Source organism: Bradyrhizobium sp. 482_C4_N1_8 (assembly GCF_052075965.1).
Taxonomy (GTDB): domain Bacteria; phylum Pseudomonadota; class Alphaproteobacteria; order Rhizobiales; family Xanthobacteraceae; genus Bradyrhizobium; species Bradyrhizobium barranii.
Genome location: NZ_CP197231.1, coordinates 503,887 through 518,361, shown reverse-complemented (window position 1 = coordinate 518,361; position 14,475 = coordinate 503,887). Strand labels below are relative to the sequence as shown.

The 14,475-nt window shown below is 64.8% G+C and carries 11 protein-coding genes and 1 pseudogene; 7 read left to right on the top strand and 5 right to left on the bottom strand.

All coding sequences use genetic code 11. The features are described 5' to 3' along the window. Positions 1-28 precede the first annotated feature (28 nt). The 3 genes and pseudogenes from AB7Z56_RS02445 to AB7Z56_RS02435 all read right to left on the bottom strand — a co-directional run bounded on the left by AB7Z56_RS02445 (position 29) and on the right by AB7Z56_RS02435 (position 4,196). A complete protein-coding gene (locus AB7Z56_RS02445) occupies positions 29-505 on the bottom strand; it encodes a chemotaxis protein CheW (RefSeq protein ID WP_231143772.1) in 477 nt (158 codons plus the stop codon). Between the two features lie 27 nt (positions 506-532). After that, the gene (locus AB7Z56_RS02440) at positions 533-3,319 is read right to left on the bottom strand and encodes a hybrid sensor histidine kinase/response regulator (protein ID WP_231143771.1); all 2,787 of its coding nucleotides are present in this window, start codon (positions 3,317-3,319) and stop codon (positions 533-535) included. A gap of 408 nt (positions 3,320-3,727) precedes the next feature. Beyond that, positions 3,728-4,196: pseudogene (locus tag AB7Z56_RS02435) on the bottom strand (response regulator). A gap of 434 nt (positions 4,197-4,630) precedes the next feature. On the opposite strand from AB7Z56_RS02435, the gene AB7Z56_RS02430 reads away from it, so the two are divergent. From AB7Z56_RS02430 to AB7Z56_RS02415, 4 genes are all read left to right on the top strand, one after another. Continuing rightward, the gene (locus AB7Z56_RS02430) at positions 4,631-5,341 is read left to right on the top strand and encodes a Crp/Fnr family transcriptional regulator (protein WP_063980461.1); all 711 of its coding nucleotides are present in this window, start codon (positions 4,631-4,633) and stop codon (positions 5,339-5,341) included. Positions 5,342-5,532: 191 nt separating this feature from the next. Next, positions 5,533-6,231, top strand: coding sequence for a Crp/Fnr family transcriptional regulator (locus AB7Z56_RS02425; RefSeq protein ID WP_038943206.1), 699 nt, complete (start codon positions 5,533-5,535; stop codon positions 6,229-6,231). 152 nt (positions 6,232-6,383) lie between these two features. Beyond that, positions 6,384-6,761: an Hpt domain-containing protein gene (locus tag AB7Z56_RS02420; RefSeq protein WP_063980460.1), complete on the top strand. Its 378-nt coding sequence runs from the start codon at positions 6,384-6,386 to the stop codon at positions 6,759-6,761. Between the two features lie 170 nt (positions 6,762-6,931). Next, on the top strand, positions 6,932-7,180 hold the full coding sequence (locus tag AB7Z56_RS02415; RefSeq protein WP_063980459.1) for a hypothetical protein: 249 nt from the start codon (positions 6,932-6,934) through the stop codon (positions 7,178-7,180). Between the two features lie 63 nt (positions 7,181-7,243). Here the strand turns inward: AB7Z56_RS02415 and AB7Z56_RS02410 are convergent, their stop codons facing one another. Further along, positions 7,244-7,867, bottom strand: coding sequence for a helix-turn-helix domain-containing protein (locus AB7Z56_RS02410; protein WP_063980458.1), 624 nt, complete (start codon positions 7,865-7,867; stop codon positions 7,244-7,246). 339 nt (positions 7,868-8,206) lie between these two features. Here AB7Z56_RS02410 and AB7Z56_RS02405 point away from each other — a divergent pair, with 339 nt between their 5' ends. Both AB7Z56_RS02405 and AB7Z56_RS02400 read left to right on the top strand, forming a co-directional pair. After that, a complete protein-coding gene (locus AB7Z56_RS02405) occupies positions 8,207-9,370 on the top strand; it encodes a hypothetical protein (protein ID WP_063980457.1) in 1,164 nt (387 codons plus the stop codon). A gap of 821 nt (positions 9,371-10,191) precedes the next feature. Beyond that, positions 10,192-11,406, top strand: coding sequence for an EAL domain-containing response regulator (locus AB7Z56_RS02400; protein WP_063980456.1), 1,215 nt, complete (start codon positions 10,192-10,194; stop codon positions 11,404-11,406). Positions 11,407-12,088: 682 nt separating this feature from the next. Here AB7Z56_RS02400 and AB7Z56_RS02395 read toward each other — a convergent pair. Continuing rightward, positions 12,089-12,949 carry a DMT family transporter gene (locus tag AB7Z56_RS02395; protein WP_063980455.1) on the bottom strand — a complete coding sequence of 287 codons (861 nt, stop codon included), beginning with the start codon at positions 12,947-12,949 and terminating at the stop codon, positions 12,089-12,091. Positions 12,950-13,110: 161 nt separating this feature from the next. Here AB7Z56_RS02395 and AB7Z56_RS02390 point away from each other — a divergent pair, with 161 nt between their 5' ends. Further along, positions 13,111-14,469 carry an aminotransferase-like domain-containing protein gene (locus AB7Z56_RS02390; RefSeq protein WP_063986000.1) on the top strand — a complete coding sequence of 453 codons (1,359 nt, stop codon included), beginning with the start codon at positions 13,111-13,113 and terminating at the stop codon, positions 14,467-14,469. Positions 14,470-14,475 lie beyond the last annotated feature (6 nt).

Below are 14,475 nucleotides of genomic sequence, written 5' to 3'. Positions count from 1 at the left end.
GTTCTCCGGCTTCGATGTTTCGGTTAGCTCAGGCAGCCATTTGTACTTCGGTTTTAAGCTCGAGGACGCGATCGACGTCGAGGACGACCATGAGCTGCCCGTCGAGGCGGTGGACGCCGCCGGCGAGCTTGGCCATGCGGGGATCGAGGTTGACGGGGTTTTCTTCCTTGTTGTCCTCGGCGAGCCGCAGCACCTCGCCGATCTGGTCGATCAGGAGGCCGTAGGATTCACCGCGCAGGTCGACGCCGACCGCCATCGGGGTCTTGCCGTCCTCGGGCTTGGGCAGGCCGAGCCGGGCACGCATGTCGACCACGGTGACGATGCGGCCGCGCAGGTTCAGCACGCCCGCGATCTCGCGCGAGGACAAGGGAACGCGGGTGACGCGCTCGGGCATGAACACGTCCTGCACGCGGGAGATCGGCAGGCCGAACAGCTGGCCGCCGATCATCGCGGTGACGTATTCGACCATGGCGCCTTCGCCGATCTGCGTCTTCTTGTTGCTCATAGCGGTATCTCCTGATCCCCAGTGCCGTTACGCCGCTGCCCGGCTCAGCTCGGAGGCGCCGGCGGCGCCCGCGGTCTGTTCCTTCAGCGCCGCGATCAGACCGGGACGGTCGAACTTGGCGACATAGTCGTGGAAGCCGGCCTGACGGCCGCGCTCGATCGCCGCCGGCGACACCAGCGCGGACAGGCCGATGATCGGCATCGCGCCCAGATTGGTGTCGGAGCGGATCACTTCGGCGAACTCGAACCCGTTCATGTCGGGCATCTCGATGTCGGTCAGGACCACGTCGAAGCTCTGCGCACGCAGCGCAGCCAGGCCCTCCTGCGCAGTCGGCGCGGTGCGGACGCGGTAGCCGGCCGCCTTCAGCACGGGTGCCAGCATGTTGCGGAAGAAGGCCGAGTCGTCGACCAGCAGCACCGACTGCGAGTGCTGCGACGGCTTCATCTCCTTGCGGGTGAACCAGTCGGCGAACGCCATCGGCAGGAAGTGGCCGACGTCGATCACCTCGGTGGCCTGGCCCTTGATCACGGCCGAACCGAGAATGCCGGAGGCGGAGCCGCCGACCTCGATGTTGAGCCGTTCCTCGACGATGTCGATGATCTCGTCGACGACGAGGCCCATGGAGCGGCCGTCATCCGCAAACACCAGAATCGGCTGGGCGCCCTGGCTCGCAATGGTGACGCTCTCCATGGCGACCAGCGGCATCAGCTGCTCGCGGTACTGCACCATGTAGCGGCCGTTGCTGAACTCGATCTTGTCGGCCGGGAGCTCTTCCAGGCGGGTGACGAGCCCGAGCGGGACCGCCTTGGGCTGGCTGGAGCCGGCGCGGAACACCAGCAGCGAGGTGGTCTGCTCGCCACTTCCGATGTGATGGGCGCCGTTCTCGTCGCCCATGTCATGGGCCGAGGAGCCGGCGGCGCCGAGCGCCTTGGCAATGCCGTTGGGATCGATGATCATGATAACAGCGCCATCGCCCAGAATGGTGTTGCCGGAGAACATGTCGATGTGACGCAGCTTCGTCGACATCGGCTTCACCACGATCTCTTCGGTGTGGAACACGCCGTCGACCACGATGCCGAAGGTCTGGCTGCCGACCTGGGTCACCACGATAAAACCGTTCTCGGGATCGCTGGCCGCGCCGTCGTCGATCTTGAGCAGCTTCTTGAGGTGGATCAGCGGCAAGAGCTTGTTGCGCAACCTGAGCACCGCGGTGTCCTTGATGCGCTCGATGCGGTGCTCGCTGTTGGCGCGGGCACGGACAAGCTCGACGACCGAGAGCTGCGGGATTGCAAAACGGTCGCCGGCGGCCTCGACGATCAGCGCCGAGACGATGGCCAAGGTCAGCGGGATCTTGATGGTGACGGAGGAACCCTCGCCGGCCACCGACTTGATGTCGATGGTGCCGCCGATCTGGTCGATATTGGTGCGCACCACGTCCATGCCGACGCCGCGGCCGGAGACCGAGGTGATCGCAGCTGCGGTCGAGAAGCCCGGCGCGAAGATGAACTTGTGGATCTGGGCTTCGCTCATCTTCTCGAGCTCGGCCTCGGTGACGAGACCGGAGGAGATCGCCTTGGCCTTGATCCTCTCGGTGTTGAGGCCGCGGCCGTTGTCGGCGATGCAGATGATGATGTGGCCGCCCTCGTGATAGGCGGACAGGCGGATGGTGCCCTGCTCGCCCTTGCCGGACGCGAGCCGCTCGGCGGGGGTCTCCAGGCCGTGGTCGGCGGAGTTGCGCACCATGTGGGTGAGCGGGTCCTTGATCAGGTCGAGCACCTGGCGGTCGAGCTCGGTGTCGGCGCCGTGCATCTCCAGCTCGATCTGCTTGCCGAGTTCGCTCGAGAGATCGCGGACGATGCGGGGCAGCTTCTGCCAGGCATTGCCGATCGGCTGCATGCGCGTCTTCATGACGCCTTCCTGCAGCTCGGCGGTGACGTTGGACAGGCGCTGCAACGGCACCTTGAACTCGGTGTCCTCGTTGCGGCGGGAGATCTCCAGCAGCTGGTTGCGGGTCAGGACCAGCTCGGAGACCATGGTCATCAGATGCTCCAGCGTATCCACGTTGACGCGGATCGACTGGTTGGCGATGCTGGCGCCTTCGCCTGCATTCTCGTCGGCCGTCGACTTCTTCGGCGCGGCCTTTTCCTTGGCGGGCTTCGCAGCTTCCTTGGCGGCGAGCGCCGGAGCTTCAGCAGCCGGCGCGGGCTCGGCCTTGGCGACAGGAGCCGGCGCTTCGATCGCGGTCTCGCGGAAGGCGCGCTCGAGCTCGTCGAGCGAGACTTCGCCCGGACGTAAGGGGCGCTCCAGGGTCTGGTCGATCAGCGTGCCCTCGGTCATTTCTTTTTCTTTCGACGGTGCAACCTTTGCTTCGACGGGAGTGGGAGCTTCCGGGACGAGCGGCGGTGCATCAGCAACAGCACCTGCGGCCATCGCGGCCATGCCCTGCTCGACCATCGCTTCCAGCTTGTCGATGAGATCGCGGTCGTTGCCTTCGGGCTCGGCTTCGGTCGCCTCGAGGCCGGCGAGGATCTCCTTGATGCGGTCGATCGAGGACAGGATCACCGTCACCGCGCCGGCCGTCACCGGCATGCCGTCGCGGAATTTGCTCATCAGGGTCTCGCCGGCATGCGCCAGCGCTTCAAGCCGCGGCAGTCCGAGGAAGCCGCACGTGCCCTTGATGGTGTGGACCAGGCGGAAGATGTTATCCAGGATCTTGGCGTTATTCGGCTCCTGCTCGAACTTCACCAACTGATTGTCGACGGTGTCCAGGCTCTCGCTGGTCTCCGTCAAAAACTCCCGCAACAGATCATCCATGAGCTACGCCTTACTGAGCCGGACTTCAACGCCTGGGCCGCACCTGGAGTTCGGCGGAGGTCCGCGCCTGGATCGTTAGACAACCCCTTTCACGGTCCCGTTAATTTCAGCCTCCGTGCTAATACGGATATTGAAGACAAGTTTGCGCTTCGAGGCCTGCGATAGCGTCTTGCGACAAAAGCGGCGCCGCATCTCACGCGACAGACGCGATAGGTAAACGCTCCGATAACAACACTGCGACGTATGCGAAAAATCCTGCTCGCGAAGGACGATATGCACGGGCCGCGCGAATTGAATCAAATCACGCGCAATCAGAATCGCTCACACCGCCGCCCGCTGCTCGCCTGCTCAATCCGCAACAGCTGCGCTTGCGGTAAACGGACGCTTATTTCGCGGCCGCCGCGATTGCTACCGCGCTAACCCAATTGCGGAGACAGCACGATGCTCCGCGAGACAATCCTCGATGGCCGCGAATAGCGCATCCGGTCTAAACGGCTTGCGAAGGCAACGCGCAGCGCCGAGCTCCGGCGCCATCCGGAGGAAGTCGGGTGCGGGCGCGTTCAAATTTGCGAAGGCGTAGCCGGACATCGCAATCAGCGGAATGGCCGGCGCGTGCTCGTGGAAGATCCGGATCGACTCGAACCTCGCGTGTGCGGCATGAAGATGTCGATCATCATCAGATCGACCTGTTCGTTCTCGAGAGCGCGGAGGCGGCTTCTCCTCCGTCGGCAATCGTCACCCGGAAATGATTCCGCTGCAGATAGATCTCGATGGCCATGCACACCATCGGGTCGTCGTCGACGAGAGTATGGTGCAGGTCTGCCGTCCCCGTTTGAGTTTCCCGTTTCGGCGATTCAAACGTCAAACCGTGGGGCACGCCGTTCTCCTCTGGCTGGTCGAAACATTGATGCAAGCGTCAACGGTCCTGTCGGGAAATCAGGGGCAAGGGGTGCGACAGTCGCGGCGTTGCGAAGCCGCGCGGACCAGTCCCGGATGGATAGAAAATGCGCGCTTGAGGGGAAGCCGCAGGTGTCGGTCGGGTCCGATGACGGCGCAGATGCGATCCTAGCGGCTCATGATGGCCCCCTTGCCGCTTTTTCCTGCCGCCCGGCGCAAGACGGACGCCCCTAATTAACGCGCGAATCAGCGTGCGTTTCTCAATTTCCGCCGCAAATGCCGCAGCCTGTCTGCCCCCCAACGGGTATATGGACGGCCACACAACCTTTACAATATGTTTTGGTCGCCGTGCAACTGAATGACGCACAGGGCGCGGCGGCCGATCGTCCTAATGAACGCGCCGGATTGACCTGCATGACCGCGAGCGGCCACCCGTCCAACCAGTTGCTGCAAATGCTCGGCGTGGCGGATTTCGATCTGCTGCGCCCCCATCTCGCGACAGTCGAAATGGTCAGGGAATCTGTCTTGGCCGAGGCAGGCGCCGCGCTGCGACATGTCTACTTCCCGCACGGCGGGTCCGTTTCGATCACGGTGGGTCTCTCCGAGGGACAGATGATCGAGGTCGCGATGCTGGGCCGCGACAGCGCCGTCGGCGCCGGCGCCGCGCTTGCCGACGGCATCGCTCCGACGGATGCCGCTGTGCTCTTCCCCGGGACTGCGTCCGTGCTCGAAATCGCGGCCTTCCGGGCGGTGGCGGCCGCAAGCGCGCAGTTTCGCGGCCTGATGATCCGCCACGAGCAGGCGCTGCTCGCGCATGCGCAGCAATCGGTGCTGTGCAATACGGTGCACCCGGTCGAAGCGCGGCTGGCGCGCTGGCTCCTGCGTGCCCGCGACCTGTCCGACAGCAAGTTCCTTCCGCTGACACAGGAGACGCTGGCGCAGATGATGGGCGTACGGCGCAACGCGATTTCCCTCGTCGCAAATGCGCTCCAGCGCGCCGGCATCATTCACTACACCCGCGGCCAGATCGAGATCGTCGACGAGCGCGCATTGGAGACGAGGTCCTGCGACTGCTATGCGGCGGTGAAGGGCTGCCACGCCCGCCTGCTGGGAGCCCCGCGATGAAGATAGCCCGGCGCAACCGGCCTGCTGCATGCCGGTGTGCACACAGTGCAGCGGGGGCGCCATCGCAACCGGACATCTTGTCCCAATTGCCAATATATCCCGACGAGAACATGATCAAACTTATCCGTACAGCGAGCAGCCCATTCGCTTCGAGTTCGGGGGCTGACGAGACGGAGGCAGTCTTGGAAACGATGGCGCGCCCATCCAACGGTTTCCTGTCCGCACTGTCGGCGGAGGATTACGAATTGATCCGCCCGCATTTGCGCATGATCGATCTGCCGCACGAAGCGATCCTGGTGGAGACCGGCGAGACGCTCAAGCGCGCCTACTTTCCCCACCGCGGCGTCATCTCGCTGGTGGTGAAACTCGCCAAGGGCGAGCATGTGCAGGTCGCCATGGTCGGCCGCGACAGCCTGCTCGGAACGCTCTCGACCATGGGCGATGCCTGCGCGCTGAACACGGCAATCGTGCTGGTCCCCGGTGCCGCCTCCGTGATGGACCTCGACCGGCTGCGCGACGCGGCCGACCAGAGCAGCACCTTGCGGACGCTGCTCACCCGTCACGGGCTGGCCGTCTACGCACAGGTCCAGCAGACCGCGGGCTGCAACGCCGCCCATCCGGTGGAGTCGCGGCTGTCGCGTTGCCTGCTGCACACCCATGACCTGTCGGGCGATTACCGGCTGCTGCTGACCCAGGAGGCGATGGCGCAGATGATCGGGGCGCGCCGCAACAGCGTGTCGCTGGTCGCCAATACGTTGCAGCACGCCAATTTCATCCACTACAGCCGCGGGCACATCCAGATCCTCAACCTGGACGGCCTGCGCCAGACGGCGTGCGAATGCTACGCCACCGTGAAGGCCCAGTACGACCGGCTGCTCGGCCCGCGCTGACCGGCGCCTTGGTAAACCGGCGGCTAACGCCGGCCTGCAAACACGGATCGTCCTGCTACCGGAACTGAAATTCGGATGCCCTAGACACGGGGCATGCCTCGCGCCGTACAGGCCGCGCGGCAGACGAACCGTGACCAGGACGGGCCAAAGCCATGTTTGAAGTGACCGCCGCGCCGATGCCAAAAGCGCTCGATGCTGCGCCCGCGCGCGAGCCGGGTGCGTACGAAGCGCTGGTGCGGGAGATCGGCGAGGACGGGGCCTGTGAAGTCCGTGACGTGTTCTGGAGCGAGACCTGCGCGCGTCTGCAGCTGTTCCGCACGCTCTCGCTCGCGCGGCACCTCGCCAGGATCACCCGCGAAGCGCATTCGCTGAAGAGCGCGGCCGGAACGTTCGGCTATGTCAGGCTTGCGGCGCTGGCGCTGCGGCTGGAGCAGACCGCGGAGACGCTTGGCGAGGCCGAATTCCACGGTCTCCTCGACCTGATGGATGCCGCCTACGCCGCCGCGCGCGCGCAGGAGCCGCAGGGCTAGAGCCATTTTCGTTTCGATGAATCGGAGCGGGGCTTGCGCAAACCGTATCCACTTCGCTCGAAAACGCTCTGACGAAAACCGCGCCAGGCCCGCCGTACTTCTACGGTTTGGGATTTTCACAGATGGCTAATCATAGGTGGCGATAGTCGCCGGAAACCAGGAGGGTTTCCATGTTCACCTATGAGACTGCGGATCAGAAAGAGGTCCGTCGCTTCCGCATCGCACAGTTCAACGGCAGGACGGCGACGGTGAAGGCTGGCGAGGCGACGGTGACTGGTTTCGTTCGCTCGGTGCTGGAGCAGGAATCGAGCATGCCGCCGCGCTGGACCATCACGATCATTCCGAGCGCGCCGAAGGAAGAGCCCAAGTCGCTGCGGCCGCCGTCGCGGGTACGCCCTTTCGCCGAGGATTATCTCTGAACCCATCGGGTCCCCAGGCCATTCTCAGGCTTGATCGCCCGCCTGGCGGCGCAGGACAGAACCTCAATCGATCGAATGCAGCAGCGCCGCACGGACGAGGTCCGCGGTGTTGCGCGCGCCGAGCTTGCGCATCGCCTCGGCGCGATGGCTCTCGAACGTGCGCGGGCTGATCTGCATCCGCAGCGCGCCCTGCTTGTTCGAGTAGCCCTCGCTGATCAGCCTCAGCACCTCGCGTTCGCGCTTGGTCAGCCGCTTCTGGCCCGACAGGCCCAGCAACTCGGTGCTCGGCACACGCTGCGCTTGCTGTGCGCGGGCGGCGTTCAATTCGGCGCCCTCGGTCCTGGACTGGATCGGCAGGGCATCCCTATGAGGGCCGGCAAGCTGCTTGACCACGCCGCAAACACGTTCGGTCTGCGCCAGCGCATTCTCCACCACGCGCTGCAAATAGGCCCGATCGGCCGTAACCGGCGCGAGCTGGTCGCTGTGGTGCTTGATCTCGCCCATGTAGAGCAGGAGCGCGGTCAGGGGGCCGTTGAGCTCGCGGGCGATGGCGCTGGCCATCTCGTCGGCGGCCTTGGCGCGGACCGCGTTCAGGCGGGCGAAATCGAGCTCTTCGGTCGGAGCAGAGCTGCTTTCGAACCATTCCGACGGCCGCGAATCGGTGGCCGTATCGTTCTGTGACCCCATGTGACTCGTTTAGCGGAACCGAGGCCGGTCTGTAGTTAACTTTTTGCTCCGTAAGACTACGGTAATTTTGGCAGTTTTGTGCTGAAATACCGGCGCAGGCACAATTTATGCTTGAGTACCCACGCAATCGACCACGCGTAGGTTGAGGTTTCGCCCAAAACTTGAGCAGGCGACGAAATGCCTCCTTAACCAACGCTCCCCAGCGGGCGCCCGCGCCTCCCGGTTTTTACGGATAAATTAACAATGACTTGCTTCTCTTGGTCACGATTGAGAGCGCGCAAATGCCTCCACGCATGAGGCCGGTAGGCCTGCGGGAAACGCTGCGGAAGATTGCGTGCCATGAACGAGATCGATCGGCTGTCCGAGTTCTTGCAGAGGCTGACGCCGCTCTCGCGCAGCTGTCTGCTCAGCGAGCTCGAGCGGCTCGAACTGTGCGGCATCGACATGCCGGGCTCGTCCGACATCCAGGCGAAGTTGCGCGCCGAGTTCCGCAAGGACGGATCGACCCAGGCACGCGCCACCAGTCCCTCGCGCTATTTCTTCGCGCCGCTCGAACTGCTCCTGATCGACGGCGCACCCGAGCATGCCAATGCGGGGCGGATTTCACGTAACACGCTCACGCCGATCTGGGAGTGGATCTGCCGCGACCTGCTGCCGACCATGGCGCGCGACTACATCAAGGCGATCAACGACCAGGTCACCGCCAACAACCCGAAGGAAGTGCTGAAAACCGCGTCGATCTTCCAGACCAAGGTCCTCAAGGTCCTCGAGAACACCCTCGCATCGGCGGAAAGCACCGAGTTCGCACGCGCCAAGCTCACGCAATACACGGCCTCGCGCACCGCCTTCGACGACGTGAGGAAAATGCAGCAGGTGCTGCGCGCCGGCGACGCGCTGCCGAAGTTCAACGAAAAGCTGCCTGAGAAGATCGCGAAATTCGACGACGGCCAGGTTGCCCAGATCACTGCGCAACTCGATGTCTTCAAGAAGTCCCACCCGGACGCGCTGCCCTTTGCGCTGGCGCTGGTGGCGAGGCGGCTGAAGACGTCCTGGGAGCTGGTGCGCCTTGCCACCAGGATCGCCGCGAGCAAGAGCGTGGCCGACGTCGCCGCCACGCCCTATGCCTGCGTCGTTCCCATGGTGCTCGACCGGCTCGACGACAAGCGGCTCGCCCTGCGGGTCGCGCTCAAGCACAACCGCGTGCTGGTCGCCCGCGACCTGCTCGCCGACATCTACGACACCGAATATGCGCTCAAGGTCCGCATCGACGGCATCGAGGGTTGCGAATGGGGTATCCGGCTCCAGCAATTGATGGATGCGATCGCGGCGCTGGTGTCCGCCGAGGTGAGCCGCTTCCCCTCCAATGTCGGCCACATTCTCGGCTCGCGCCGGCTGCGCAGCCACGACACGCTCGGTGGCAAGCTGTCCTATCTGGCCTGGAAGGGACGCGACGCCGTGCAGGACGGCGCGGCGGCGTTTCGCAAATTGATTGGGCAGACCTGATACTGCGGCGCGGCTACTCCGCCCGCGGCAGGCACAGGAAGCGATCGGTAAATCGTCCTGACAGAACGAATCTGAACCACCAATACATCAATCGCCGCGTCGTCATTGCTGTAATCCTCGACAGCCCACCACCGGCTGCGCACAGCAATAGCGCAGGTGCAGCAAGACACATGTGATGTGCTTCACATTTGCGCCGCCGCAGCCGGCCACGTTGTCGCAGAACTGTCACGCGTAAACCATGGAACATGCGCGCATCGCGTGAAAATGAACTCTCCCATCGCTGCCATCGTGTCGATCCTGCGATGCACCGCAAGAGCGACGGGAAGGAGGTTGCGATGAGATCGAACCGGCGGACATCGACGATGGCGGCATTGCACGCGCGCGCCAGCGCCGCGCGAAACGCGAGCGGTTCGTAGCGCGTTGAACGAGCTGAATGCGCAGCTCGACAAGCACGGATTCTACAAGGCGTTTCCCGTCCTGAGTCGCGGTCGCGAGCTGGTACTGCATGACCCGGCACGCCACGGCCACAAGCAATTGAGGCGTCCATTATTCAATTGGGCGAAGTGCGCGCGACCTCGTCCGATTACAGGACAGCGCGCGTGTCCGCAGCCAAGCCGCGTCTTGCAAAAATTGCGCGGGATTGCCGCACGCTCGCGCGCGACGCGCGGGCAGACGTAAAAACTTCTGGAAGAAGATCCAGACAATTTTAGACGTGATGCGGGCTTTAACGTTACCCAGATAATTCAACAATCGACTGAAGCTCTCCATATTTGAAACTGCTCCCATCGCTAACACCTGTCGCGGAACGGGAGTGGTTTGCGATGAACGATGAACTTGTTGAGCTCGCCGGACGGAGGCCTAAAACCTTCGGACGGCGAAAGGTAACGCCGCGCGCATGCGTCGCCGACGGCAAGCGCCATCTGCGCGCATTCCTCGCCGAGGTGCTGGAGGATCTTGGTTTCGTCACCAGCGAATGCGCCAGCGCGGACGAGCTGCAGACCGTGCTGACCCGCGAGTTGCCGGACCTGATCCTGCTCGGCATCGCCGCCGACGGCATCGAGCCCGGCACGTTTCTGGAGACACTGGTGCGCGAGGCCTTCGACGGCAAGGTTCTCGCCGTCGGCGCCCGCGAGTCCATCATCGTCAGGGCTGTGCAGCAGGTCGGCGAGGAGTATGGCCTCGCGATGCTGCCGCCACTGACCACGCCCTTTGCCGCCGAGACGCTGCGCGAGCGCGTCGCGATGCTGCTGCCGGACGAGCCGGCGCCGAGCCCGGCCGTGTATGTCGGCGAGGCGCTGCATGCCGGCTGGCTCGAGCTCTGGTACCAGCCCAAGATCGACGCGCGCACCTTGGTCCGCAGCGGCGCCGAGGCGCTGGTGCGGATGCGGCATCCGACCTGGGGCGTGGTGCCGCCCGCCTACTTCATCCCCGAAGAGCACGATCCGCATTTGCGCGAGCTCTCGGAGTTCGTGATCGAGCGCGCCTTGCAGGACTGGCACTATCTCCTGGAGCAGCAGAGCCCGGTCGATCTCTCGATCAACCTGCCGACGTCGTATCTGAAGGAGCCGCAGGCGGTGCGCGATCTCTGCCGCCGCATGCCGACGCATCCGGCCTTCGGCGGGCTGACGATCGAGATCGACAGCGAGGAGGCGATCCGCGATCTCGAATTCCTCGTCGAGGTCGCCCGCGAGGTGCGCCTGCACAATATCGGCCTGTCGATCGACAATCTTGGCGCCAACTGGCCGTCACTGATGGATCTGGACAAGATTCCCTTCATCAAGCTGAAGGCCGATCGGCACTTCGTCACCGGCAGCGGCAGCGATCGGCTGAAGCGCACGGTGTGCCGTCACATCGTCGAGCTCGCGCACGCCTACGGCGCGCGCACCGTGGCCGAAGGCGTCGAGAGCCGCGCCGACCTCGTCGCCGCCAACGAGCTCGGCTTCGACCTCGTGCAGGGTTTTCTGTTCGGCAAGCCGATGCCGCTGAAGAAGTTTGCCCGGAGTGCGCTGACGCGGACGGTGATGGGGCAGGCGTGAGGCACAGGCCTCACGCCAACCGCCGCGCGAAGAAGAAGACGCACACGACCACGAGCGCGATCGCTGCGATCACCCCCATGAAGGACAGAGCTTTCCTAGCGACAGACCCACGCGCCATTGACCAGCACGCGGGCGCACGTTGGTGCCGCGACAGCGGCGCCTACGGCCGCTCCACCGACTACGGCGCGGCGCGTCGTTCGCCGCGCGACGCCGGCGACACTCACTGGGGTCGCTGGTCGCCCTACGCGGGCCTGTGCGCTCTGAACCGAGAATGAAAGACCATCCTCCTCCGACCACTGCACCGAGCCCATGGCTGCGCAGGCAATAACGGCGCCGGCTAGCCAAAATTTGGTTCCGTGTCGCATGACGTGCTCCTTCCCTTGCTTTCTGCGGATTTCTGTCAGTCGCGTGAGGATGCCGATCACCGTCCCATCAGCGAAACGAGCAGACCAGCCAGGCGGATGCTGTCACTGTGATCGCGAAACAGGGCACGCGATGCACCGGGGAGATAACTCTCCCATCCAGTGCGGCACTGCGTGCAAGAACAGACGTTGATCTAGATCAACGTTGGCAGTCGCATAACGACCGCGCCAAGGTGTGGTCGCGAGCCAATGACCAGATGGAAGCGCGTTCGATCAAGGTCATCAACTTCAGACCCTGGTCGGGAACTGCGATCACCGCCTCAGGCATATCGCCGCGCGAAGAACACGCAGACGACGACGAGTGCGGTCGCGGCGATCATGCTCCATGCGACCGGCTCGTGCAGCAGGAAGCCGGCAAGCGCGAGGCCGAAGAACGGCTGGAGCTGCTGCAATTGACCGACGCGGGCAATGCCGCCGACCGCAAGGCCCCGGTACCAGAAGATGAAGCCGACGAACATGCTGAAGACGGAGACGTAGGCGAGCCCGATCCAGGCGGGCACGCCGACGCCGCTCCACGTCGACGGCCATGTCAGGATCGCGACCGACACCATCAGCGGCAGCGCGAGCAGCAGCGCCCAGGAGATCACCTGCCAGCCGCCGAGGCGGCGCGACAGCGCCGCGCCTTCGGCATAACCGAGCCCGCACAGCACGATGGCGGCGACCATCAGGAGATCGCCGGTGACTGATGCCGAGCCGTCGTTGGACAAAGCAAAGCCTGCCACCGTGGTGCTGCCGAGGACAGCGAACAGCCAGAACAGCGGCTGCGGTCGCTCGCCACCGCGCAGCACCGCGAAGATCGCCGTCGACAGCGGCAAGAGCCCGATGAAGACGATCGAATGCGCGGAGGTGATGTGCTGGAGCGCGAGCGCCGTCAGCAGGGGGAAGCCGACCACGACGCCGATGGAGACGATGGTGAGCGAGACGAGATCCTTCCGCTGCGGCCGCGCCTGGCGGAGCAGGAAGAGCACGGCCATACCGATCAGGGCCGCGATGACCGCGCGGGCGGACGTCAGGAACAGCGCGGAGAAACCACCGACCGCCACGCGCGTCGCCGGCAAGGAGCCGCTGAAGATGATGACGCCGAGAAGCCCGTTGCCCCAGCCACTGCCTGTAGATTGCATGTCCGTCTCGCTTTTTGGGTCACGATCATCGGCCGTCGCCGGTGGCGAAACCAGCAACAATCCAGTACAATCCGGCAGAACTGTATGGATATGGAAGGTAATACACCTTGGGCGGCGAGCTACAAACGAAGGGACGGGGCGGGACGCGGACCAGCGACGTGATGGGCGCGATCCGCGCCAAGGTCGCCGCCCGCGCGCTCAGTGCCGGCGACCGCCTGCCGTCGATCCGCAGCCTTGCCGCGACAATGGGTGTTTCGCCGTCCACCGTCGTCGAAGCCTATGATCGGCTGGCCGCCGATGGCCTGATCCGCGCCCGGCGCGGCTCGGGCTTCTATGTCTCATCGGCCGTCACCCCGCCGCTGGCGCTGACCGAAGTCGAGCCCCGCCGCGACCGGGAAGTTGATCCGTTCTGGGTTTCCCGACAATCGCTCGACACGGATGATGGCGTGCCAAAACCCGGCTGCGGCTGGCTGCCGCCGGAGTGGATGCCGGAGGCGGCGTTGCGCCGCGCCACCCGCGCGCTTGCCCGCACCGACGCGAGCGTTTTGACCAACTACGGCAGCACGAGCGGCTCCCCTGCCCTGCGCCGGCTGCTGCTCGCGCGCCTCGCCGAAGACGCGATCGAGGCCTCGATCAACCAGTTGATGCTGACCGGTTCAGGCACGCAGGCGACCGACCTGATCTGCCGCTTCCTGCTCCGTCCCGGCGACACCGTGCTGGTCGACGATCCCTGCTACTTCAATTTTCGCGCGCTGCTGCGAGCGCATCAGGCGAAGATCGTCAGCGTGCCCTACACGCCGTCGGGCCCCGATGTCGCGCGCTTCGAGCAGATCCTCGCGGCTGAGCGGCCGCGGCTCTACATCACCAATTCAGCGCTGCACAATCCGACCGGCGCGACGATCTCGCTTCAGACCGCGCACCGGCTTCTGACTGCGGCCACGACGCACGACCTCACCATCATCGAGGACGACATCTTCGGCGACTTCGAACCGGAGCGCTCGCCGCGCCTTGCCGCGCTCGACGGATTGAACCGCGTGATCCGCATCGGCAGCTTCTCCAAGACGCTGTCGGCCTCGGTGCGCTGCGGCTACATCGCAGGGCGAGCCGACTGGATCGAGCACCTCGTCGACCTCCAGGTCGCGACCAGTTTTGGCGGCCCGAGCCCGGTGGCGACCGAAATCATCGCAAGGGTCCTGGCCGGCGGCAGCTATCGCAAGCACATGGACGAGCTCAGGCAGAAGCTCACGCGCACGCGCCGCGACGTCGCGCGAAAACTTCAGGCGCTGGGCATCGAGCCCTGGCTGATGCCGCGCGGTGGCTTCTTCCTCTGGTGCCGCCTCGCGGGCGGACAGGATGCCACCGCCGTCGCGCGCGCCGCGCTCGAGGAGGATGTGGTGCTCGCACCGGGCAACGTCTTCAGCGTATCGCAGACGGCATCGGACTTCCTGCGCTTCAACGTGGCGCATATGAGCGATCCGCGAATGTGGGACGTGCTGCGGCGGGCGCTGAAGGCCAAATGATCAGCG

Excerpts from the sequence above, each read along its gene's own strand:
- AB7Z56_RS02445 (WP_231143772.1), bottom strand. The coding sequence starts at position 505 with ATGAGCAACAAGAAGACGCAGATCGGCGAAGGCGCCATGGTCGAATAC.
- AB7Z56_RS02440 (WP_231143771.1), bottom strand. The coding sequence starts at position 3,319 with ATGGATGATCTGTTGCGGGAGTTTTTGACGGAGACCAGCGAGAGCCTG.
- AB7Z56_RS02430 (WP_063980461.1), top strand. The coding sequence starts at position 4,631 with ATGACCGCGAGCGGCCACCCGTCCAACCAGTTGCTGCAAATGCTCGGC.
- AB7Z56_RS02425 (WP_038943206.1), top strand. The coding sequence starts at position 5,533 with ATGGCGCGCCCATCCAACGGTTTCCTGTCCGCACTGTCGGCGGAGGAT.
- AB7Z56_RS02420 (WP_063980460.1), top strand. The coding sequence starts at position 6,384 with ATGTTTGAAGTGACCGCCGCGCCGATGCCAAAAGCGCTCGATGCTGCG.
- AB7Z56_RS02415 (WP_063980459.1), top strand. The coding sequence starts at position 6,932 with ATGTTCACCTATGAGACTGCGGATCAGAAAGAGGTCCGTCGCTTCCGC.
- AB7Z56_RS02410 (WP_063980458.1), bottom strand. The coding sequence starts at position 7,867 with ATGGGGTCACAGAACGATACGGCCACCGATTCGCGGCCGTCGGAATGG.
- AB7Z56_RS02405 (WP_063980457.1), top strand. The coding sequence starts at position 8,207 with ATGAACGAGATCGATCGGCTGTCCGAGTTCTTGCAGAGGCTGACGCCG.
- AB7Z56_RS02400 (WP_063980456.1), top strand. The coding sequence starts at position 10,192 with ATGAACGATGAACTTGTTGAGCTCGCCGGACGGAGGCCTAAAACCTTC.
- AB7Z56_RS02395 (WP_063980455.1), bottom strand. The coding sequence starts at position 12,949 with ATGCAATCTACAGGCAGTGGCTGGGGCAACGGGCTTCTCGGCGTCATC.
- AB7Z56_RS02390 (WP_063986000.1), top strand. The coding sequence starts at position 13,111 with ATGGGCGCGATCCGCGCCAAGGTCGCCGCCCGCGCGCTCAGTGCCGGC.